Source organism: Paenibacillus fonticola DSM 21315 (assembly GCF_000381905.1).
Classification (GTDB): Bacteria; Bacillota; Bacilli; order Paenibacillales; family Paenibacillaceae; genus Fontibacillus; species Fontibacillus fonticola.
In genome coordinates this window covers 39,478-61,798 of the sequence record NZ_KB907269.1, presented here as the reverse complement: position 1 = coordinate 61,798, position 22,321 = coordinate 39,478, and the positions used below count along the sequence as shown (strand labels likewise).

Here is a 22,321-nt window from a genome sequence, read left to right as displayed (position 1 = left end):
CCTAGAATCCACCCGCCTTGGAGCTGCGCATCATATAACCGAGCCCGCGCCGGGTTAAAATATACTCAGGCTTGCTCGGATCACTCTCAATCTTTTCCCGCAGCCGGCGAATCGTCACGTCCACCGTACGTACATCTCCGAAATAGTCATAACCCCACACTGCTTGCAGCAAATGCTCCCGGGTCATCACTTTCCCGGCATTTTTCACCAAATAATGAACCAGCTCGAACTCCCGGTGAGTCAAATCAAGCGGTTCGCCGTTCTTGTATACTGTATACATATCCGTATCGATAAACAGTTCAAACAAGCTGATCCCCTGTTTGCCCTCTGCGCTTTCCAACTGAGCCGGCTTCTGCTGCCGCCGCATTTGCGCTTTCACCCGGGCGAGCAGCTCCCGCGTACTGAACGGCTTCGTGACATAATCATCAGCTCCAAGCTCCAGTCCCAGCACCTTATCGATTTCGCCATCCTTGGCGGTCAGCATAATGATCGGCGTCTGCAGCCTAGCGCGTACCTCTCGGCATACGTCCATGCCATCCTTGCCGGGCAGCATCAAATCAAGCAGAATGAGATTCGGCTGCTCGTTGAATGCCAGCTCCACGGCCTCAATTCCATCAAAAGCAAGGATAACCTCGTACCCTTCTTTTTCCAAATTAAACTTCAAAATATCGGCAATCGGACGCTCATCGTCCACAACTAAAATTTTACCCAGCATTATCGTGATTCACCCCAAACTTTCGATCATGGATTGATCTCCTTCTATCTTACCATATCCTTAGCGGCATCAGCTATCCGGGAAGCCTAAGGCAATTGTTGATTGCCTCAGGCTAAAGCTGTTAATCTATCAATATCGGCAACTATCATGGTTGCCTTAGATCATACATACATTAACTTATTTTTACCAGTCACTTAAGGAGGAAAATAAAGCCTATGGCCACCATTATGATCGTCGATGACGATCCCCATATACGCGAGCTGGTTTGTCTCTATTTATCGAATGAAGGATTCCGTCCCATCCAGGCTGAAAACGGCATTGCGGCGCTGAAATTGATGGAGCAAATGACGGTTGATTTGGTTGTCCTCGACATCATGATGCCGGTCATGGACGGGTGGGAGCTGTGCGCCGAGCTGCGCCGCCTGTATCCGGATACGCCGCTGCTCATGGTTACCGCAAAGGGCGAGACCGGGCAAAAAATAAAGGGCTTCGACCTCGGTGCTGACGACTATGTCGTGAAGCCGTTCGAGCCGCTCGAACTGGTGGCCCGCACCAAAGTGCTGCTTAAGCGCTACAAAATCGCTTCTTCTCAAAGCATTCATTTGGGGAACATTTTGCTGGACCGCCAAACCTATAAAGTAATCCGCGGGTCCGAAGAGCTCATGCTTCCTCCCAAGGAGTTCGAGCTGTTATTTAAGCTTGGAAGCTATCCCGGGCAAATCTTTACCCGCGAGCAGCTGATCGAACAAATCTGGGGCCCAGACTACACAGGGGATGACCGTACGATCGACGTCCATATCAAAAGGCTGCGCGAACGCTTTACGGCAAGCGACCAGGAGGCTCCTGCCTTTCATATCGCCACCGTATACGGGCTCGGCTATAGACTTGTGGTGGAAAAATGATCAAATCGCTTTACGTCCGTATCGTCGTCATGTTTCTGGTCGCCATTCTCGTCAGCCTGCTAGCCTCCACGATGGCTATCGGTTACTTATATCAGCGTCAGATCCAGGATCGAACCCAGGATTACATGATTACGCTGGGCCAAAGCCTCATCCGGATTTTCGATCGGGTCGGGTACGACAGCCGGTCCCTGGTGATGGACGACATCAAGGAACTGACCAATATGGTCAGCATGCAAATTTTCGACGGCTCCCTGTCCGAAGAACAATACGGCCCGCTGCCCCTAATCGAAGTAAGCCGGGAGCAAGCCGAGCGCGTGCTTCAAGGGGAAATCTTGAAGGGGATTACCTCCGATGGGCATGTCTACGTGGGGCTGCCTTTCGGCCATCAGGGCCAAACCTATGCCATGTTTATCGAGCCAAATTCGAACAACCAGATCAGTTATCCGATCGGCGGCATGATCCTCACCGGGATCACTGTCCTGTTGGTGGGCGGCAGCCTGTTTTTCATCGTGGAAGCCGCCTTTTTGATCCGGCCTTTGCGTAAAATGACGGAAGCGACGAAGCGGATGGCCAAAGGGGACTTCAGCAGCGAGCTGACAGCGCGGCGCAAAGATGAGTTGGGCGTCCTGGTACAAAGCTTTAACGAAATGAGGCGGCAGCTGCGGCAAATCGAGGAAATGCGCCAGGACTTCGTCTCCAACGTCTCACACGAAATTCAATCGCCGCTCACATCCATCCGCGGCTTCGCCAAAGCACTGAAGGAGAAGGAAACGCTCAGCAGCATGGAGCGTGACCGTTATTTGGGCATCATTATCGCGGAAAGCGAGCGGATGTCCCGAATGAGCGATAACCTGCTGCAGCTGGCCTCGCTTGAATCAGAGCATCATCCGTTCCATCCAGTCACATTCCGCCTTGACGAGCAGATTCGGCAAACAGCGGTCGCTCTTGAACCGCAATGGGCTGCCAAATCCATTGTCATCGATCTGGAACTGCCCGTCGTCAAAATTTTCGGCGACCGCGACCAGTTAGACCAGGTATGGATCAACCTGCTGGGGAACAGCATCCGCTTTACACCGGAAGGCGGCAAAATCGCGATTTCCGCTCACCGGGGCGTCCATCAGGTTTCCGTGACCATCAAAGATACGGGAATCGGCATCGCGCCGGAAGACCAGGCCCATTTGTTCGAAAGGTTCTACAAGGCAGACCGCTCCCGTAACCGGGTGAGTAACGGCAATGGGCTGGGGCTGGCCATCGTCAAAAGAATCGTGGACCTGCATCAGGGCCACATTGAGGTGAGCAGTGAGCCCGGAATCGGTACGGAAATCACCGTCACCCTGCCATCCTAAGCGTTTTAGTTCTTTTTTTCTAAATTTTTAGGTAATTTTGGCTTTTTATTCATACTCAGTTCACATTTATCCGGTAATCTTTCTTAAGATAGGAGGATTACCATGAACAAACTAACCAGTTTTTCCATGAAGAATATAGGCGCCTTGTTTATTATGATCATCATGTTGTTTTTCGGCGGCCTGTATGCGGCTGGGAATTTAAAGACGGAGATCATGCCGGACATCTCGATTCCCGTGGTATTCATAACGGCCCAATATCCCGGGTCTCCCAGCGACGTCATGGAACAAGTAACCAAACCGATAGAGAAAAAAATAGCCAACATGGAGGGAGTTACCTCGCTGGACTCTACGTCCAGCGACAACTTTGCGACCATCATAGTCATGTTGACCGATAAGGCCGACCCCGAAAAGAAAAAGCAAGATATTGAAAGCTTGCTGCAAGAGGTCAATCTGCCCGCTTCGGCCAGCACCCCGAAGGTGGCCACCTTCGGTTACGCCTCGATTCCGGCTTATTATTTCGCCATCTATGGCGGAAACGGCATGAGCCAGACGGAACTGGATCAATGGTATGCCAACGAGATCAAGCCTGAACTAGAATCGATCCCCGGCTACGACCATATGGACGAAATCGGAGCACGGGAAACGAAGCTTACCATCAAGCTTGATGCAGGGAAGCTGAACGATTTTGGCCTTACTCCCGTACAAGTGTCCGGCCAGGTTCGTCAAAACCTTACTTCGCTGCCTGCAGGAGCCGTCGATCTCGATGGCAGTTCCTTGATGGCCCGTGTAAAGGGCGATACCAACAGCGTATACAACCTGGAAAATATGGACCTGCTGACCCAGAGCGGCACCCGGGTTCGCTTGAATCAGCTGGCTAAGGTTGAATCGATCTCGGAATCTGATTTTGTAGCTCGCCTGAATCAGCAGCCAGCCATCGGCATCCAATTATACAAAACTAGCGATGCCAACGCCGTAGATTTCGCGAGGAAAGTCGAGTCCCTGTTCGCAGACTGGGAGCAGCAGCTTCCCGATATCGGCTTTAAGACGATTTATGACACTTCGGAACTCGTCAGTTCCTCCATTAGCGGAATGGTGCATGAGGGGCTCACCGGCGCGCTGCTGGCGGCGCTCGTCATCCTGCTGTTCCTGCGGAATATACGCATGACCTTGATTGTCCTGGTCTCGATTCCGCTGTCGATCCTGATTACGCTGCTCGTTATGAATTCCTTGGACATTTCCTTGAACATTCTGACGCTCGGCGGCATGTTCATCGCGATCGGACGGGTCGTGGACGACAGTATCGTCGTTATCGAAAATATATATTCGCATTTGCAGAAAGCGCAGGAGCGCGGCGAATCGGTCATTAAGCTGGCCACCCGCGAAGTCGGCGCAGCCATTACGTCATCCACGCTGACGACGGTCGGGGTCTTTGCCCCACTCGCATTTGTCAGCGGTATGGTCGGGCAATTGTTCCAGCCATTCGCGATTACGTTGTCCACTGCCATGTTGGCCTCGCTACTCGTAGCATTGACAGTGATCCCGATGCTGGCCAAGGTGCTGGTGCTCCGCGGAAACAAGATCAAGCACCATGAAGAGAAAGCAGGACGTTCGACGGCTTTTTACCGCCGTGTCCTGGAATGGTCACTGCGCCACCGGATCAAAACGCTGCTGGCAGCAGGATTCCTCTTTATCGCGTCAATTATTGGAACTGTACCGTTTTTAGCGATCACCTTTATGCCGGAAGAAGAGCCTCCGCGGCAGTTTTACTTCGTCATTAAGATGCCGTACGAAACTTCTTTGAAAACTATGGACGCCAAAGTCAAAGATATGGAAGAGATTTTGCATAGCGCGAAGGCAGCCGACGGCCAGCCGCAATTTACCTTTACCGAATCGCTAATCGGATTTAACGACTCCACTGAGGCAACGCCTTACCGGGCGCAGATTTTCACCGAAGTCAGCGAAGGCAGCAATGTCAAAACCGTTCAAGAACAATACAAGAACATTTTGATGGCCGAATTGCCGGAAGACTCTGAACTGGACGTTAGATCGTTCGAAAGTAATTCAGGCGGCACCGATTTCCAATATTCTCTGAAAGGGAACGACCTCAACCGGCTGGTTGAAGCTTCCGCGCTGCTGAAGGAGAAGCTGAAGGAATTTCCGGAAATTAAGGAAGTGGAGGATTCCCTCAGCGATGCCAAGAAGGAGCTTGAGATAGAAGTTGATCAGAACAAAGTATGGCAATATGGACTAAGCGCCTCCACGGTACATCAAAACGTTGCCAGTTGGCTTGCAGAGGATGAGATCGGTGATGTCAAGCTGGATAACACAACTTATACGACAACGGTCCAGTTGGATAAATCGGGCCTCGATACGTTGTCCAAACTAGGGGACATCCCGTTCCGTTCGGGGAGCGGCTCCATCGTTTATCTGAAGGAAGTGGCCAAGCTGAACATTATCAACGCCGCCTCTAGCATTCAGCGTAACGACCAGGAACAAGTCGTGAACATTACCGCTAAAATCGACAGCCAAAACAAGGGCGGCGTTGCCGGTCAAGTCGCGATGGCGCTGGATCAGGTCGAGCTTCCGGACGGCGTGTCGCGTGAAATCGGCGGGATTAATGAAGATATCGCAGAAAGTTTCTCCCAGCTGTTTGTCGCCATGGGAGCAGCCGTATTTATCGTCTATCTGATCATGGTTATTGCTTTCGGCAATTTGAGCGCGCCGTTTGTCATCCTCTTCTCGCTGCCGCTTGCCGTCATCGGCGGTCTACTAGGTCTCTTGATCAGCGGCGAAGCGCTGAGCATCACCTCGCTGATCGGCTTCATGATGCTGATCGGGATCGTCGTGACCAACGCGATTCTGCTGATCGACCGGACGCAGCAGCTGCGCGAAGAAGGCTACACCGTTCGCCACGCCTTGGTCGAAGCGGGTATGCTTCGCCTAAGACCGATCATCATGACGGCGGTCGTGACGATGGCCGCCATGCTGCCGCTTGCGCTTGGATTTACCGAAGGCGGAGCCCTGATTTCGAAAGGCATGGCCGTCGTCGTTATCGGCGGGCTCGTTACGTCGACGATTCTGACGCTGGTCGTCGTTCCGGTCGTCTACGAATTGCTCGAATCGTTCAAGAACCGGGTGGGCCGTTTGTTCCATAGGGGAGGCCGAGTCGATAAATCATCCGACGACACCGACATCAGTGAGGGAGTGGTAAGTCAATGAGAAATAATAGATGGATCAAAATTATAATGGGCTGTGCATTACTGGCCGTGGGCGGAATAGTCCTGGCCGGCTGCAATGCCCCTCAGGAAACTCAAATGGAAGTGCAGAACGTCCAGAAACCGTCTGTAAAGATCAGTGAAGTTCAAAAGAGAAGCATTGGCGCTCCGCAGGAAACGGTAGCCGAAGTGACAGCTTCGGCCGAAAGGGATGTCGTCGTCAAAGCAAGCGGCGACGTGCTTAAAGCGTTGAAAAGCCGCGGTGATCAGGTAAAACAGGGGGAACTGCTGTTTGAACTGGATCCGGCCGACGTGCTGCTGCAGAAGCAAAAAGCGGAAATCGGACTCCGCACGGCCCAAGAAAGTCTGAAAGAAGGGCAATTTGCCATGCAAGACGATCCCGATGCCCTACAGCCGCTAAGAGATCAGATTAAAATGGCGCAAATCGATATCGAGCAAATCAATCGCACCTTGGACAATTATAAAGTGACCGCGCCGATCAGCGGCATTCTGACCGATTTCACGATTGAGTCCGGCATGATCATAAGCCAAGGAATCGTCGGCAAAATCCAGCAGATCAACCCGGTCAAGATTAAGGCGAACATCACAGAAGAAAATGCCAAGTTCCTTAAAGGCAAAACCGAGCTTTCATTCTATGCCACCGATCAGCCGGAGCAGCTGTACAAGGGGAAAATTATCTATTTCGCCGACATCATGGACACGATGAACAGAACCTATGAGCTGGAGCTGCAAGCCGACAACGCGAACCTAGCGTTGAAGCCGGGAACAAAGGTACAGCTGCGTCTGACTGATGAGGCAGAGCAGGAAGTACTCACCATCCCGACTACGGCAATTATCCGGGAAGAGAGCAACACTTACGTCTATATTTTCTCCGGAGGCAAAGTTGAGAAGCGGCAAGTAGAACTGGGACGCCTCAACGAACTGTTTCAGGAGGTCATCACCGGCTTGGCCTTGGAAGACCAGGTCGTGGTGTCCGGTCAGCACCAGTTGAAAGACAAGCAAGAAGTCGAAGCAGTTGCGGCGAATTGAACTAAAAAAATGGCCTTGCGCGACGGCGTTCCATCTGGAACGCCCGACGCGCGGGCCATTTTTATTTAAACGGTACTGAAATTGTACTAAAATGAGTATTCAAAAAGTCAGGTTTTCAGTACAAAGCGTATACTTCTGTGTTGAGCTTCCTCTATACTTAGGATATTTCATCACTTATAGATACTTCATTGGGTTCTGGACGCTGCCGTTTTTATGAATTTCAAAATGTAAATGAGTGCCGGTGGAACGTCCCGTGCTGCCCATAACCCCGATTTTTGCGCCTTTCTCGACGATCTCGCCTTTCTTGACGCTGATCTTGCTCAGATGCCCATACAGTGTCTCATATCCGTTATTATGATTAATAATAATAACATTGCCATAACCGGATTTGACGCCTGCAAAGCTGATAACTCCTTCATCTGCGGCAAGAATGTTCCGATTCGAGGAGACCAGATCGATACCTTTATGGGTTCGGCCCCAACGCTCGCCGTAGCTGCTCGTCATTCGTGCGCCCGATACCGGCCACGCGAACTGCCCGCTGCCCTCGCCGACGATCTTCGTTCCTTTCATGATGATGCGCGGCGATGATGCCTTAATCACCTCATGGCCAAGCCATTCCTCAGCGATCACCTCGCCGTTCTCTTTGGTCAGCCGGTAATCCATGATCTTCAGGCCGCTTTGCCCTTCCGCCACAACCTTGGACTGACCCGCCTGCATATCCGCGTTCTTCTGAATGACCACCTCTGGTTCGGTGACGATTTCCTCGGATACCAGCTCAACCGTCTTTACGGTAAGAGCAGGCTTCAAAGCCTTCACGTTCAGCTCTGTGCCGATTTGCATCGTTTTCTCCTGAACGCCTGGGTTCCTCGCGAACAATTCCTTCTGAGTCACCCCGTACCGCTTAGCAATGGATGAAATCGTATCCCCCTCGCGAACGATGTAGGTGATCGCTGCCTCGCTGCCCTCTACGATGCGCTGCACCGCCTCCTCAGCGCTCAGCACCTTGTTCGGATCCGTCTTCACGGGAACCTGCGTCACATCCTCGATGATTTCAGCGGATTCCACCTCAACGCCGTTTTGCTTCTTGGCCGCGTTCGGATTGCTGCTCACTAATTTAATTTTGGAAGCCGCATTATTGGATGAAGTGCCCGGTATGTATTTCCCCTTCACTTGCTCCAGAATCGCGTTTGCCGTAGCCTGATCCTTCACGATCGCGATGGTCTTTCCATCGACCTTCAGCTCCACCCCCCGGGAGTAACCCGTCAGCCTCTCATTCAGCTTGGACAGAGTCGCCTCCGTGTCTATCTTGGCTTTATACTTCTTCGCCTCGACCGTTGTAATGCCCTTCGTATTAACGACCATATCCGCCTGCGGATACTTCTCGGCGTACTCCTGCTCTTTGCGCTTGTAGAGCTCCTGCAGCTGCTCCTCGCTATCGATCGTCCCGATCTCCTCGTCATGGAGCATAACATGGTAATAGGTTACCGTATGCGCCTGCGCGTATTGGTAACCGGCCAATAACAGGCCTGTTGTAAGTACGGCTGCGGCTGCCCCGGCTTTGACTCTGCGTAATGTCATTTTCCGCCCTTTATCCATGCTATCTATAACATCTTGCTCATTTTTCGGTAGATTGTGGCTTAGCCTGATGCTCCGAACTACGGACTGAAACCGCTCCGTGAGCCAATCAAGCCCGAGTCTTCCCCTGAAACCTTTCATGGTAATCTCCTTTTTTATTTGACTCTATTCGACAATAAATAGTTTCAAATTTTTAACCTTTTGTCACTATCGTCTACTTTAGCATACGATCCTCCCGGATTTCAACTATGTTCACAAATGGCAAAAACCCGCTCCAGGAGCGGGTTTAACTTATCTTTTACTAAAATACCCAGCAAGTATTTTATTTACAATTCTGTGAATGGAACCGCTATCATGGTATCATAGTGGAAGGGGCTCCATTTATTTTTTGAGCATATCCATAACCTTTGCATACTGTTCTTTATCTAAATGCTTGGACAAAATTTGCTGAATCTCTATCATTTCAGATTCGGTCAATCCGCCCTCCATGGCCTCGGTCATCTTCTGCATTTCGTCCTCTGGAAGCTTGGACATCAGGATATTAAAAATCTCTTCTTTCTGCTGGTCGGGCAGCCCATCCTTTTTGGCCAATAAATCATCCGGGGAAATGACAACTACCTGATCCTGGCTCCCCCGCGCATCCTGCTGGGACTGTTGTCGCGTCTGTTGAGATTGTTGGGACTGCTGCGATTGTTGGGACTGCGCCTGTTGCGACTGCTGCGACTGGCCGGAAGCCATCCCCCCCATCACCGGGAGTGCGTCCTCAGGAGTACCCTCTTCCGCATTCACCCCGTCTTCGACGGGACGATTGGGCTCGTTGCTGTTGTTGTTGTTGTTGCCGCTGCCGTTGTTGTTGCCGCTGCCGTTGTTGTTGCCATTGCCGGCGCCATTACCGGTGCCGAGGCCTATACCGCTGCCACCCCCGCTATTGTCCCTACCATTCCCGGCACTATTTCCATAACTATTCTCATTGCTGTTCCCAATGCTGCTTCCATTGCTGCTTCCATTGCTGTTTCCATTGCTGTTTCCATTGCTGCTTCCACCGGTCCCTGTATTCACACTTGCATTCCTATTTTTATTTTCAGCCTCGCCTGTATTCCTGCCGCCCGGATTTTTGCTGTCTGTTACTGGACCTCCAAAGCCCAGCATGCCCTTCATCATGCTTCCAAGAGTAGGCGATTGCACTTCAAGAGGTATGTTATAACTGCCCAGCAGCGATTGAATATACCAGTTCACGACATAACCGGTCGTGGTCACGGTTAGCATGCTGACCATAATGACAGTAATCGATAGCTTTACCAGCCAAGAAACCCAAGTAACCCACCTCATCTTAAACCTCCTTCTACGTCTTCTACCTACCAGTATGGACGATAGAAAAAGATTTCAACCTTCATAAAGGGAAAAAAGATAACGCAAAAAAGCCGCTCGGAGCCAGTCGTTCCCACGAATGCCCCAAGCGGCTAAATGTAAATAGACAATACCGTTATTTAGTTATTTAGTTATTTAGTTATTTAGTTATTTAATAATTAATAATTTTCCCGTTATCCCGCAAACGCGTCAGTATGCGCACGTTCGTAATTCGCGAACTTATTGAAGTTCTTCAGGAACACCAGCTCAACGGTGCCTACCGGGCCGTTACGCTGCTTGGCAATGATAATCTCGATGATGTTCTTTTTCTCCGTCTCTTGGTTGTAGTAATCATCCCGGTATAAGAATGCGACGATATCCGCATCCTGCTCGATCGAACCGGATTCCCGCAAGTCGGACATCATCGGCCGCTTGTCCTGCCGCTGCTCTACGCCCCGGCTAAGTTGGGACAGAGCGATAACCGGAACCTCGAGCTCACGGGCGATCTGCTTCAGGGTACGGGATATTTCCGAAACCTCCTGCTGCCGGTTCTCGCCGGCTTTGCCGCGTCCATGAATGAGCTGCAGGTAATCGATCACAATCATACCGAGGCCCTTCTCCTTCTGGAGCCGGCGGCACTTCGCCCGAATATCGGCCACCGTTATCCCAGGCGTATCATCGATATAAATCTCCGATTCTGACAATGCGGCAATCCCCATCGTCAGCTTGGACCAATCGTCATCATTTTTAAAATCGCCTGTCCGCATAACTCCCGCGTCCAGATTCGCCTCCGCACAAATCATCCGCTGAACGAGCTGAGCCGCCGACATCTCCAGACTGAAAATCGCAACGGTCTCTTTAGCCCGTACAGCGACGTTCTGAGCGATGTTCAGGGCGAACGCCGTCTTACCCACGGAAGGACGGGCGGCAACGATAATCAGGTCGTTACGCTGGAATCCGGAAGTCATCCGGTCCAGATCGACAAAGCCTGAAGGGATTCCCGTAGTATTGCCCCGGTTTTGGTGGAGCTCCTCCACCTTTTCGAACACTTCCATCAAGACGTCGCGAATCGCGATAAAGCCACTGCCTGATCGGCTGTTGGAAATTTCGAGGATCTTCCGCTCCGCATCGCTCAGCAATCCGCCGACATCCTCGCCGCCCGCATAGCCCTCGCTGACGATTTGCGTCGCCGTCCGAATCAAGCGGCGCAGCATCGACTTCTCTTCTATGATTCGAGCGTAGTAATCGACGTTAGCCGCCGTAGGCACCGCATTCGCCAGCTTAGCCAAATAGCTGACTCCGCCGATATCCTCCAGCTGCCCCCGATCCTGAAGCTTTGACGTTAGCGTAATAAGGTCAATCGGCTGACCTTCCTCGCCAAGTTGAACCATCGCATCATAGATCAATTGGTGGGGAGGATCATAGAAATCTTCCGTCCGCACCCGCTCCATCGCCGTAATAAGCGCCTCCGACTGAAGCAATATAGCGCCGAGCACCGCCTGTTCCGCTTCCAGGTTCTGTGGGGGAATACGGTCGAAAAACTGATCTCCGCCCATTTTATTCCTCCGTTACTTGAACCTTAAACGTTGATTTCACGTCGGGGTGAAGCTTCACCGGCACCTGAGTGACGCCCAGCGTCCGGATCGGCTCAGCCAGCTCGATTTTACGTCTGTCGATTTTCACACCCGCTTGGCTTAGCGCCTCCGCGATCTGTTTGTTAGTAATTGCGCCGAATAAGCGGCCGCCTTCCCCTGCCTTGGCCTTCACCGTTACCGTCATTTCTTCCAGCTTCGCGCCGAGCTGAATCGCTTCTTCCTTCTCTTGCTCCTTACGCTTCTCTTCCGCTGCGTTCTGAACCTCTAGCGTCTTTAAATTACCGTCCGTCGCCAGGCGGGCAAGTCCCCGCGGCAGCAAAAAGTTGTGCGCGTACCCTTCGGATACATTTTTGACTTCCCCTTTTTTGCCTTGACCCTTTACGTCCTTCAAGAAAATTACCTTCATTCGAATAACCCCTCTTCCTTTTCTATTTCATCCAGCACCTGCAGCAGTCTTCTTTCTGCCTCAGCCTGGGTTCCTTCCAATTGCACGGCAGCGTTCGTCAGATGCCCGCCACCGCCAAGCCGCTCCATAACCATCTGAACATTCATGTTCCCTAGCGAGCGGGCGCTAATGCCAATCAAGCCGTCTGGCCGCTCGCTAATGACGAATGAAGCCAGCACATTCGTCATGTTCAGCAGCGTGTCCGCCACCTGGGCGATCAGCAGCTGCGGAATTTTACGGTTCGGCTCCGTCACCGCCAGAGCGATATGATTATAAAGCATGCGCGCATGCTTTATAATATCGGCTTTAGCGATATATTCCTGCAGGTCTTCCTTCAGGACTCGCTGCACCATCACGCTGTCCGCACCGATGCGCCGCAGGAATGCCGCAGCCTCGAACGTACGCGATCCAGTATGGAGCGCGAAATGCTTCGTGTCCACCGTAATTCCTGCAAGCAAGGTCGTTGCCTCCAACGGGCTGAGCTCCACCTTCTCATGGATATACTGTATCAGCTCGGTGACTAGCTCGCTGGCCGAGGATGCATAAGGCTCCAAATAGACGAGCACCGCGTCGTTGATGAACTCCTCGCCGCGGCGGTGATGGTCGACGACGACGACCCGGCTGGCCTCTTCCACCAGCTTCGGCTCCATCGTCATCGATGCCTTATGCGTATCGACGACGACCAGCAGCGTATGCTCGGTCATTATATCCAGAGCATGCTCCGAGGTAATAAACCTGCGGCGCAGCGCTTCTTCCTTCTCAATACGCTCCATTAAGCGGTCGATGCCCGGGTTTTTCTCATCCAGCACGATATGGGCCTCCACCTTGTACATATCGGCCGCCTTCAGCACCCCGATTGAGGCACCGATGACATCCAGGTCCGGCATTCGGTGGCCCATAATAATGACCTTGTCGCTCTCCTGCATCAAATCGCGGAGAGCATGCGCGATGACGCGCGCCCGTACGCGCGTCCGCTTCTCTATGGCGCCCGACTTGCCGCCATAGAATGAGAGCCGCTGACCGGCCTTCACGGCGGCCTGGTCCCCTCCGCGCCCGAGCGCCATATCGAGACTCGACTGGGCAAGCTCGCCCAGTTCGCTGAAGCGCTCGGTGCCAAAGCCGAGGCCGATGCTCAGCGTCATCGGCACCTTCAGGTCCGCGGTCATCTCGCGGACCTCATCCAGGATGACGAACCGGCTCTGCTCCAGTTCGTTCAGCGATTTTTGATTCAGCATCATCAAATAACGCTCCGAGGACAGTCTTCGCAAATAGACTCTATATTGCTTCGCCCATTCGGTTAAAGCCGTGGCCACCCTCGCAATAAGCGCCGTGCGCTGCTGATCGTCCATCCCCTGGGTCGCCTCATCCAGGTTGTCTAGCATGACGATGCCCAGCGCTGCCTTCTCGTCCTCATAGCGGCTGCGAAGAATCGCCAGCTCAGTCACATCGTGAACGTAAATCAGGCGTTCATCATGCAGCACCGTCAACTCAAAATGACGGTCTGCTACGACCGCCTCGACCGTAGTCTTTGCCTGTGCGGATGCATCCTTCTTCTCCCGGGGGGCCTGTAAAGGAAGTGACGGAAGCAGCTCGGTGAGCGGTTGTCCCACAACCGAGTCGAGCCCAAACATACTGCTGACAAATCGATTGTGCCACTCTACCGTGCGCTCCTCGCTATAGAGCAAAATACCGAACGGCAGCCGGCTCACCGCCTCGCCTTCCACTCGTTTAATCCGGTAAGTCAGATCGGTCACATAACGAACGAGCTCCTTGCGAAAGCGCTGTTCCGCCTGCAGCATGATGAACGTCAAGCCACAGACCAGGCATAAACTGATCAGACCAAGGACCCAGTTATAATACGAGACGAATATGACGAGCAGAAGCTGCAGCGCGAACACCCACACGGTTTGGTAGCCGTGCCAACGTTTTTGAAGTAAATTAGGCATGATTTCTCACCCTATCGTCTTGATCTCGTAATCATCTCACGCAGTGGAGCCGCAATATCCAGTATCCCGACAATTTTCAAAGGCGAAAAAAGTAACATCGCAATAATGAACAAAACCGGAATGGCCGGATTCCACTTCTTTTCATAAGCCAGAAAAAATATAAAGCTGGCCGCCTGTATCATAAATAGGAAATTGAGCACCAGCAGCAAATTCAGCAGCATCGTACCGATAGACCCCTGCATAGCTTCTGGTCCGCTAAACATCGTAATTAAAGAGCTAATCAGGTAATACCAGATCAATGCTCTGGGCAGCCGCCACTCCCGCAGCGGCGGGAAGCCCTGAACGGGATGCCCCATGCTGCTTAAGGTCGGTCTGGCGATCGTATGGGTGATCGCAGCAAGCATAAGCGAGCTCAGGACGAGCGAAACTGGCGTAACTCGCACCACCAGGCTCGATATTTGCTGTGACATTTCCGGAGACCATAGCACATTGGCCGCGAATGGACTATTCGCCATATTTTGCAGCGGGGCTGCCATGATATTCAAAAAGTTCTCGATTGATGTCGCCAGATGGAAATCAAAGAAAGCCGTGATCACCAAAAGCCCGAGCAAGCCTTCACCAAGCAGTGTTCCTGTTCCTGCGGCAACCACTTTGAGCGCGGAGGCTTTCAGCTTATAGAGGTGCCCCATAACGAGTACTGGAACAACAAAAACTGCAGCCGTGAGCAGAATCAGAGGATCAAGCAGCAGAACAAACGCTACCGCCCACACTACCCCGACATGGAGCAAAAATGCGCGCAGCGATAACGTTGTGTAGAGAATTACGCCGGGCACTAGCATGACAAAAATGGTAATCAAAGAAAAGGGTGTAACAAACGATAGCAGGAACAGCAAATATACCGCGCTCCATGCTATCGGGGTCCAGCGTAAATTCAAATGGGTTCACCTCTTACGCATATGTTCTTCCAATGTAGAAATGTCCTGATACCAATCTTCCAACTGGTGACCTTCCTTTTGATGTTTGTTCAATTTCTCCAGTATGTGATCGTCCATATCCCGATAGGATACGCCAAGTCTGCGTCCCAGTATGTAACAACTGACAATCAGACTGGCTAGACTGTCGTTTACCCGTGTCGTGCTGCCTTCCCACAATGCTTTGAATAAACGGGATACGTGATCGACTACTTCCGTTTTGAGCCATTCAATCACTTTGGCGCGTTTGGCCACATCCACTTCTTTCTGCATGGCGGACAGCTTCCACCCTCCCTGAATTAGCTTTATTCTTCATTATAGCATAAAGCAATTCCTTCCCTTGAAGCAAACTCTCAGTCTCTGTGCGTTAATTTTTGGGAACAGGCACATTTTCCCGGGTTACATATCTCTCGCAATATTCAATAATCTGGCTGCGGCGCACAATGCCGATAAAACGCCCCATATCATCCACAACAGGGACAAAGTTCTGCACCTTGGCGAGATTAATTAAACCTTCCATATCGGCATCAATGGATACCGGCTTAATGTTCATCTTGAGCGGAACGTCCTTGAGCAGAAATTTAGAAGCGTTCTCAAAAGTAACCTTCCCGCCAGAATTTTTCATGTACCACAGAAGATCGCCTTCCGTCACGGTACCGACATAAACACCGTCTTTGCCGATAATCGGCACGGCTGTATACCTGTGATACTCCATCTTCTCCAGCGTCTGTCTCAAAGTCGAATCCAGCGTCACGGCCACGACATCATGTTTAGGGAGTAAAAAAAACGCGATGTTCATAAAAATCAAGTCCTCCTCTACCCTTTTCAGACTCTCCTTTTTGTTACGTTTCAAACCGCTTTTTGTTCCATTACAGGTGCGAAATCGGCAGCCGGAAAAACCGGACTGCCGAATCATGTTTACAATTTGCATTTAGGACATAATTTGCATATAGGACGTTACGTATAATAAATTGATGAATTAGTAATGAATTGATCAATTAGGGCTGTTCACCAGAATGTGCTTCCTGGTCGGCCTGCGCCTCTGGGCTCAGCAGTTCCTCTGTCTTCGTATCCGGATCAATCCAATTTTCGATTAACTGGGCGGCGAATGCCACATCCTCTTCATTCGCTTCGATATAATAGATCCCGTTCTTTCGAACCCCTTCTCCCATAATCGTAAATCCGCTAATTTGCGGTGCCTGGTTCGTTAAGAGCCGCTTGGACAAGTCGATGATAAAGCTTGGTGTCATATCCGTCTTAAAGTTGTCGCCCAGCATATCCATCAGCTCAGGAATTTTTCCAATCTGATCGAGCTTCAGCATCCGCTGGATCATCGCATTTAGAAAAACTTGATGCCGCTTCGTGCGATTGAAATCACTGTCCTCGCGATAGCGTACAAAGTTAAGGGCTTCCTGCCCATCATACAACGGTTTGCCTGCTTTAATAGTAAATTTCTCATGGTCCTTATGCTTGTTTACGATATCCTTGTCGATCGGCAGTTCGATTCCGCCCAGTTCATCGACGACGTTCCGCAATCCTTCAAAATTAATTGCCGCATAGTAATCCACAGGATGACCTAAGAAGTTCTCTACCGAATCTTTACTCATCTTAGCGCCGCCATAAGCATAAGCATGGTTAATTTTATCCTCCCTGCCTCTACCAACAATTTCCGTATAGGTGTCGCGCGGAACTGAGATTAGCAGCACCTTGGAGTCTTCGGGCCGGACAATTGCATAAATTAACGTATCCGAACGGGCAGGCTCATTACCGCGCTGGTCGATGCCAAGCAGCAATGCCGTGAATGGCTCCGGCCGCTTGACTGATACCGGCTTTGGCAGCTCACCATCAATTGGAGAATACGATTTCTCCAGCTTCTCCTCTACATGACCGGACAGAAATAGGTCAAAAGCCATAACAGCTAACGGTTTGCGAAACGTATATGCGCCAGCCCCGATAAGGAGCAAAACCAACAATGTAATGAATAGGCCCTTAAGTCTGCTTCGTTTCGTTACTTTATTTGTTACTTTATTCTTTGATCCATTCTTTACTCTATTTCTTCGTTCTAACATCATATGCCTCCCATGGTTTGTCTTATACGGTCTCCATGTCGTTCTCCGCTTTTACGGTATACCGCCGCATTCAACCAGGTGTCTTCAATTAATTGTAAACCGTAGACTTCAGCAAAAAACTACAAAATAGTCATTAAACCGAAATAATGAAAATAACTCTACCGTTTCGTACTATACCATAAAGAGGTTTTTCCATACAAATATCATCAAATTTCTATGCTATGAATCTATATCATTTGAACCATTGAAATGGATGTAGAACACAATCTTATGCTCCCAAAGCAGCTTTCTTCGGAATCATCTTTCTCCCTTGCCTACATCCTACTTTCTAGTTCATTTTATATAGTAAAAATAGGCAGATGAATCCCGTCGGCAGAGGTGTCTGCAAACGGATTACCCCCGGTGCCCAGCACCGGGGGGGATTATAGCGTTATGCCATCCAAATTGTCATTTGTTATTCAGCCACAACAGGTTTCTCTTGCGTCACCGCCAGTTGGTGAAGATAAACCCCTGTTCCGTCACCGATCGCATAATTGAGAATCCGCTTATTAACCGGTACGATTTGAGAGCGATACAACGTTGGAAATACCGGAATCTCCTCGATCATAAACTGCTGCCATTCCTTGTAAATCGCCTGGCGGGTTGCCACATCAAAAGCTTTCTCGGATACTCCTTCTGCGAGAAGGCGGTCATTCTCCTCACTAGCATATCTCGGGAAATTAAAGAGTGCATCGCGGCCATACAATCCTGTTGGATCAACGTCAATGCCTACGCTCCATGCCCCCTGATACACATCGACCTTCGGATCATCCTTCCCGTTGCTGCCGACCCGGTCATAGAAGGTGTTAAACTCCACCATATCTAACTGCACATTTAACCCGATCGCGTTCCAAGACTGGACATAGTACCGGGCGAGCGGTTCTGCAATATCTCCACCCGTCATCGATATAAAGTTAATAACCAGTTCACTGCCGTCTGGATTAGTGCGGAACTCGCCATTTTTCTTATACCCGGCTTCATCAAGGATTTGATTGGCTTTCTCCACATCATATGGAATTCCCGGGTTGCTGGCGTCATGAAACTCCGGATGGGACGGCGGAATCAGCGTCGTAGCGTTCCAGCGCAGACCGTGATAGAAACGTTTGCCTACCTGGTCGTTGTCCACGGCATACCACATCGCCCTGCGCAGGTTTACATCTGCCATTTTAGCATTAGGATCAGGGACAACCACCTTGTTGGCCTCATCCCATTTGCCCAGCTTGAAGCCGATATAAGTATAAGCACGATCAATAATGCCTAAATACTCTACATTGGACATGTTTGCATTGTCAGGGAACTGTTCAATAGGGAACGAATCGACCAGATCGACTCCGCCCGACTTCAATTGCTGCACAATCGTCGTCGGATTGATGACCTTTAGTACGACTTTATCGAGATGGGGTTCACCGCGCCAATAGTCTGAATTTTTCGTAAACACAACCGACTCTCCCGGAATAATGCTCTCCACTTTAAAGGGACCGAAACCAATCGGCTTCTCGCGCACTTCCGGGGAAGAGAGCATGTTACCCACCTCCATATCCCCAAAAATATGCTTTGCCAACGGATAAGTCCAAATACTACCCGTTAATAAGGAGGGGGTGGATTGGAGATATGTGATTTGCAGCTTCTTCTCGCTTAATACTTTAATGCCGGAAATTTTGTCCGCTTTCCCCTCGTGGTACTCTACCATGCCTTCAATGTTCGTAAAATCGGAGCCATAACGGGGACCGTCATAATCTTTATGACCAATGACCTCATGAGCAAATTCCCAGTCCTCCGCAGTTACCGGCTGGCCGTCTTGCCAGTTGACGTTGTCGCGGATCGTAAAGGTGAAGGTCCTTCCATCGTCAGATATTTCATACGTCGCTGCTCCGTCATTTGTATACACATAGTTTTGGTCCCAGGTTAAGAGCGCTTCATCAAACCATTGGAGCACTCTAAAGTCAGGGTTGCCGGAGTAAAAATTATAGTTCAGGACACCTTCAAATGGAGTGTCGGAGACGAGGCCGTACGTAATCGTTCCTCCCTCGATCGCTTCACCTTCATTTGTCTTTATATTGCTGAAGTCCTTAATCGAAAACAAGCCATCCTCTGTTTGCCTTTTCTCGCCCTCCGTCTGGTTCTGGGTGTTCGTCGGATCTGGCTGGGCCGCATCATTCCCTTTGCTGGATGTGCACCCGGAGAGACCAATCATGAATGCAAGCATTAGCGGCAGCAGCATTTTGAAGCCTAACCTTCTTCTCATCACATTTCCTCCCTTTTATCCTCTTCTTTGTCTTGCATCCGTCGCGCGCTTTAGCGCTTGACCGACATTGTTTATGCTAAGCATCAATACAAGAATGAGCAGTGATGCCGGCAGCCAAATCCACCATCGATATTCCAGCGTCTGTGGATTCCGGGCGTAGCTGACTAAGGTTCCAAGACTAGGGGTGCTTTCTGGAAAACCAAATCCCAGGAAGGACAAGCCCGATTCCAGACCGATATTGGCCGCTAAGTTCAGCGTCATCGTCACAATGATAATGGAGCTTAAATTGGGCAGTACCTGCGTGAACATAATTTTCAGATGGGACGAACCAAGCGTCCTTGATGCTTTTACGTATTCAAGCTCCTTTTCTTGCAGCGCCTTCGATCGTATGAGACGGGCTATCCCCATCCATAGAAAAGCTGTCATGATTAAAGAGAAAGATACGATGCTGTATTTTGGAACTGCAGCCACAAAGGCAATGACGATCATCAGCGTAGGCAGAATCATGAAAAAATCGACGACCCGCATCGCCAGGTTATCCGCAGCTCCCCCGAAGTATCCCGAAATGAGTCCCACCAAAATGCCGATCGTTCCGGTCAGCAGGGTTACGATAATCCCGATCGATAGCGAATTTCTCGTGCCGATAAAGAGCTGCCCGAACACATCCCGCCCGCCGTAATCCGTACCTAGCCAAAACTCGGCGGAAGGCGGCTGATAAAGAGCGAATAAATCGACCCTAACGATCTGCTTCTGGTCTAATACAAGAGATACGCCATACACAGCCACGATGGTCAGCCCGAGAAAAATCAAGGAAATCAGCGCCAACTTATCCTTTTTTAATTCCCTCCATAAAATTGTCCAGCTGGAAGGACTTGTGCTTGGATCGCGCAATTCTTCTTCGATCCTGCCGGTCACCTTATTCATTTTCATCCCCCCCATACGCATGACAAGTTATTTAATCCGGATGCGAGGATCAACGATGCTCAGAATGATGTCAGAAATTAATGAACCCAAAATCGATGCAATGCCATAGAGCAAGACCAAAGCAGTCACAACGCTAAAGTCCCGGAGCATAATCGAGTTTAAAAACAACTGGCCCATGCCAGGATAACTGAAAATATATTCGACAAAAACAGTTCCTCCGATTAAGCCCGTAATTTCATATCCAAAAAAAGCAGCAATCGGCAAAAGCGAGTTGCGTAAAATATGATGGGTATAGATTCGCGATTCAGATGCTCCTTTGGCGCGAGCCGTCAGGATGAAGTCTCTCTGCTTCGTATCAATAATTTCACTGCGCAAGTACTGGACGGTCGATACGGTAGTAATAAGCGCCATAGATAGAGCCGGTAAGAGTATATGGTATATTTTGCTAAATGAGTATTCGAGGGTGCCTGGAACAAGCCCGGGGGTAACGCTGCCTTCCGTTGGGAAGGCCTGGAGATGAAAGCCGAAAACCCACAGCATGAGTAGAGAAAAGATAAACAGTGGGGCGGCAAAGCCGAGATAAGTATAACCGGTAATCAGCCTGTCTCCCCATGTGTCGTTATAGCGTCCGCTTATAATGCCGAGGGGAATCGCAATGAGGTAAGTGAAAATTAGAGTAACAAGAGATAGCCAGATCGTATTCGTAATCCGCTGGCCAATCAAATCCGTAACCGGCATTTTAAACCGGAAGGATTGGCCAAAGTCGCCCTGAATCGCCTTTGTGATCCAATCCCAATATTGGACATACCATGGATTGTTCAGACCCAGCTTCTCCCGCTGCGCTTCAATCATCGACGGGTCCACGCTCGGGTCGAGCAGTCCTGAAAGGGCATCCCCCGGCAGCGCCTTAGCCATCATAAAAACAAGGATGCTTAACAAGATAATCTGTGGAATCATAATCAAAAATCGGCGTAAAGTCGTCTTCCACATCAGCCCTGCCCCCTTCCGGGAATTGCTGCTGAATGGGTGTCAGACAGCGGCCTTAGAGCATATGCCAAGCCGTCATGATCGAAATATTGCGAAAACTCCTTATCGTACTCCTGGTAGATTAGTTGGCGCTGCCTTTGCCGCTTCCCGCGCTGGCTTGGATCAAGATCCGGTATGGCCGCTAACAAACGTTTCGTATAAATATGCTGGGGATTTTCAAATATTTCGCGCGTTGTCCCTTGTTCGACGTATCGGCCTCTGTACATAATACCGATATGATCACACATATGACGAATAATGCCGAGATCGTGACTGATGAACAAGTAGGTAAGATGGAGTTCCTTCTGAATGTCCTGCATAAAGTTGAGCACCTGGGCCTGAACGGATACATCGAGGGAAGATACCGGCTCATCTGCAATAATCAGCTTGGGTTTCAGGGCGATCGCCCGTGCAATGCCGATCCGCTGGCGCTGCCCGCCGGAAAATTCATGAGGGTATTTATAAATCGTCTCGGAGCTCAGACCAACCTGCGCTAAAAGCTCCTGAACCCGCCGCTTCTCTTCTGCAGGCGTTAATTTCTCAAAATTGCGCAGCGGTTCAGATACGATGTCCAGGATACGCTTCTTCGGATTCAAGGAAGAATAAGGGTCTTGAAAGATCATCTGGATATCTTTGCGGAATCGGGATTGATGACCCCGCATCCCCCAGCCGATATCCTCCCCCTGGAACAATATTTGTCCTGAAGTGATCGGGTTCAGGCCAATAATTGCCCGCCCCGTCGTCGTCTTCCCAGAGCCGGATTCCCCGACAAGGCCATAGGTATGGCCTGGTTCAATCGTCAGATTTACACCATCCACCGCTTTAATCCGGTCAACTATACGACGAAATATCCCGCCATATACCGGAAAGTATACTTTCAAATCTCTTACTTCAAGCAGCGCCATATCCGT

18 protein-coding genes are annotated in these 22,321 nt (G+C 50.5%); 4 read left to right on the top strand and 14 right to left on the bottom strand.

Translation table 11 applies throughout. From position 1 onward, the window contains the following. Position 1 precedes the first annotated feature (1 nt). A complete protein-coding gene (yycF, locus tag G358_RS0122045; RefSeq protein WP_019639432.1) occupies positions 2 to 715 on the bottom strand; it encodes a response regulator YycF in 714 nt (237 codons plus the stop codon). A gap of 215 nt (positions 716 to 930) precedes the next feature. Between yycF and G358_RS0122040 the strand changes: the two genes are divergently transcribed. From G358_RS0122040 to G358_RS0122025, 4 genes are all read left to right on the top strand, one after another. Further along, positions 931 to 1,617, top strand: coding sequence for a response regulator transcription factor (locus G358_RS0122040; RefSeq protein ID WP_019639431.1), 687 nt, complete (start codon positions 931 to 933; stop codon positions 1,615 to 1,617). Next, the gene (locus G358_RS0122035) at positions 1,614 to 2,963 is read left to right on the top strand and encodes a sensor histidine kinase (RefSeq protein ID WP_019639430.1); all 1,350 of its coding nucleotides are present in this window, start codon (positions 1,614 to 1,616) and stop codon (positions 2,961 to 2,963) included. Before G358_RS0122040 ends, G358_RS0122035 begins: the two co-directional genes overlap by 4 nt. Positions 2,964 to 3,065: 102 nt before the next feature. Next, entirely contained in the window at positions 3,066 to 6,182 is a 3,117-nt protein-coding gene (locus G358_RS0122030) for an efflux RND transporter permease subunit (RefSeq protein ID WP_019639429.1), read from the top strand. Then, positions 6,179 to 7,228: an efflux RND transporter periplasmic adaptor subunit gene (locus G358_RS0122025; RefSeq protein WP_019639428.1), complete on the top strand. Its 1,050-nt coding sequence runs from the start codon at positions 6,179 to 6,181 to the stop codon at positions 7,226 to 7,228. Before G358_RS0122030 ends, G358_RS0122025 begins: the two co-directional genes overlap by 4 nt. Positions 7,229 to 7,402: 174 nt before the next feature. Here G358_RS0122025 and G358_RS0122020 read toward each other — a convergent pair whose 3' ends face one another. The 13 genes from G358_RS0122020 to G358_RS0121960 all read right to left on the bottom strand — a co-directional run bounded on the left by G358_RS0122020 (position 7,403) and on the right by G358_RS0121960 (position 22,315). After that, positions 7,403 to 8,944, bottom strand: a complete 1,542-nt coding sequence (locus G358_RS0122020) for a peptidoglycan DD-metalloendopeptidase family protein (RefSeq protein WP_019639427.1) — start codon at positions 8,942 to 8,944, stop codon at positions 7,403 to 7,405. 240 nt (positions 8,945 to 9,184) lie between these two features. Then, on the bottom strand, positions 9,185 to 10,132 hold the full coding sequence (locus tag G358_RS33720; RefSeq protein WP_019639426.1) for a hypothetical protein: 948 nt from the start codon (positions 10,130 to 10,132) through the stop codon (positions 9,185 to 9,187). 212 nt (positions 10,133 to 10,344) lie between these two features. Beyond that, positions 10,345 to 11,706: a replicative DNA helicase gene (gene dnaB, locus G358_RS0122010; RefSeq protein WP_019639425.1), complete on the bottom strand. Its 1,362-nt coding sequence runs from the start codon at positions 11,704 to 11,706 to the stop codon at positions 10,345 to 10,347. Between the two features lies 1 nt (position 11,707). After that, positions 11,708 to 12,151, bottom strand: a complete 444-nt coding sequence (gene rplI / locus G358_RS0122005; protein ID WP_019639424.1) for a 50S ribosomal protein L9 — start codon at positions 12,149 to 12,151, stop codon at positions 11,708 to 11,710. Further along, the gene (locus G358_RS0122000; RefSeq protein WP_019639423.1) at positions 12,148 to 14,136 is read right to left on the bottom strand and encodes a DHH family phosphoesterase; all 1,989 of its coding nucleotides are present in this window, start codon (positions 14,134 to 14,136) and stop codon (positions 12,148 to 12,150) included. The genes rplI and G358_RS0122000 overlap by 4 nt, the downstream gene beginning before the upstream one ends. An 11-nt stretch (positions 14,137 to 14,147) precedes the next feature. Beyond that, a complete protein-coding gene (locus G358_RS0121995; RefSeq protein ID WP_019639422.1) occupies positions 14,148 to 15,071 on the bottom strand; it encodes a DUF2232 domain-containing protein in 924 nt (307 codons plus the stop codon). Between the two features lie 6 nt (positions 15,072 to 15,077). After that, positions 15,078 to 15,380: a MazG-like family protein gene (locus G358_RS0121990; RefSeq protein ID WP_019639421.1), complete on the bottom strand. Its 303-nt coding sequence runs from the start codon at positions 15,378 to 15,380 to the stop codon at positions 15,078 to 15,080. A gap of 94 nt (positions 15,381 to 15,474) precedes the next feature. Continuing rightward, positions 15,475 to 15,906 carry a CBS domain-containing protein gene (locus G358_RS0121985; protein WP_019639420.1) on the bottom strand — a complete coding sequence of 144 codons (432 nt, stop codon included), beginning with the start codon at positions 15,904 to 15,906 and terminating at the stop codon, positions 15,475 to 15,477. A 199-nt stretch (positions 15,907 to 16,105) separates the two neighbouring features. Further along, positions 16,106 to 17,176 carry an LCP family protein gene (locus tag G358_RS0121980; RefSeq protein ID WP_019639419.1) on the bottom strand — a complete coding sequence of 357 codons (1,071 nt, stop codon included), beginning with the start codon at positions 17,174 to 17,176 and terminating at the stop codon, positions 16,106 to 16,108. Between the two features lie 454 nt (positions 17,177 to 17,630). Next, positions 17,631 to 19,460, bottom strand: a complete 1,830-nt coding sequence (locus G358_RS0121975; protein WP_019639418.1) for an oligopeptide ABC transporter substrate-binding protein — start codon at positions 19,458 to 19,460, stop codon at positions 17,631 to 17,633. A gap of 15 nt (positions 19,461 to 19,475) precedes the next feature. Beyond that, positions 19,476 to 20,384 (bottom strand): ABC transporter permease, encoded by a 909-nt coding sequence (locus G358_RS0121970; protein ID WP_019639417.1) that lies wholly within the window; start codon positions 20,382 to 20,384, stop codon positions 19,476 to 19,478. Positions 20,385 to 20,411: 27 nt separating this feature from the next. Beyond that, positions 20,412 to 21,374: an oligopeptide ABC transporter permease gene (opp4B, locus tag G358_RS0121965; protein WP_019639416.1), complete on the bottom strand. Its 963-nt coding sequence runs from the start codon at positions 21,372 to 21,374 to the stop codon at positions 20,412 to 20,414. Continuing rightward, positions 21,374 to 22,315, bottom strand: coding sequence for an ABC transporter ATP-binding protein (locus G358_RS0121960; protein ID WP_019639415.1), 942 nt, complete (start codon positions 22,313 to 22,315; stop codon positions 21,374 to 21,376). Before G358_RS0121960 ends, opp4B begins: the two co-directional genes overlap by 1 nt. Positions 22,316 to 22,321: the final 6 nt, after the last annotated feature.

Coding starts and splice junctions, on each gene's coding strand:
- yycF (WP_019639432.1), bottom strand. CDS start 715: ATGCTGGGTAAAATTTTAGTTGTGGACGATGAGCGTCCGATTGCCGAT.
- G358_RS0122040 (WP_019639431.1), top strand. CDS start 931: ATGGCCACCATTATGATCGTCGATGACGATCCCCATATACGCGAGCTG.
- G358_RS0122035 (WP_019639430.1), top strand. CDS start 1,614: ATGATCAAATCGCTTTACGTCCGTATCGTCGTCATGTTTCTGGTCGCC.
- G358_RS0122030 (WP_019639429.1), top strand. CDS start 3,066: ATGAACAAACTAACCAGTTTTTCCATGAAGAATATAGGCGCCTTGTTT.
- G358_RS0122025 (WP_019639428.1), top strand. CDS start 6,179: ATGAGAAATAATAGATGGATCAAAATTATAATGGGCTGTGCATTACTG.
- G358_RS0122020 (WP_019639427.1), bottom strand. CDS start 8,944: ATGAAAGGTTTCAGGGGAAGACTCGGGCTTGATTGGCTCACGGAGCGG.
- G358_RS33720 (WP_019639426.1), bottom strand. CDS start 10,132: ATGAGGTGGGTTACTTGGGTTTCTTGGCTGGTAAAGCTATCGATTACT.
- dnaB (WP_019639425.1), bottom strand. CDS start 11,706: ATGGGCGGAGATCAGTTTTTCGACCGTATTCCCCCACAGAACCTGGAA.
- rplI (WP_019639424.1), bottom strand. CDS start 12,151: ATGAAGGTAATTTTCTTGAAGGACGTAAAGGGTCAAGGCAAAAAAGGG.
- G358_RS0122000 (WP_019639423.1), bottom strand. CDS start 14,136: ATGCCTAATTTACTTCAAAAACGTTGGCACGGCTACCAAACCGTGTGG.
- G358_RS0121990 (WP_019639421.1), bottom strand. CDS start 15,380: ATGCAGAAAGAAGTGGATGTGGCCAAACGCGCCAAAGTGATTGAATGG.
- G358_RS0121985 (WP_019639420.1), bottom strand. CDS start 15,906: ATGAACATCGCGTTTTTTTTACTCCCTAAACATGATGTCGTGGCCGTG.
- G358_RS0121980 (WP_019639419.1), bottom strand. CDS start 17,176: ATGTTAGAACGAAGAAATAGAGTAAAGAATGGATCAAAGAATAAAGTA.
- G358_RS0121975 (WP_019639418.1), bottom strand. CDS start 19,460: ATGAGAAGAAGGTTAGGCTTCAAAATGCTGCTGCCGCTAATGCTTGCA.
- G358_RS0121970 (WP_019639417.1), bottom strand. CDS start 20,384: ATGAATAAGGTGACCGGCAGGATCGAAGAAGAATTGCGCGATCCAAGC.
- opp4B (WP_019639416.1), bottom strand. CDS start 21,374: ATGTGGAAGACGACTTTACGCCGATTTTTGATTATGATTCCACAGATT.
- G358_RS0121960 (WP_019639415.1), bottom strand. CDS start 22,315: ATGGCGCTGCTTGAAGTAAGAGATTTGAAAGTATACTTTCCGGTATAT.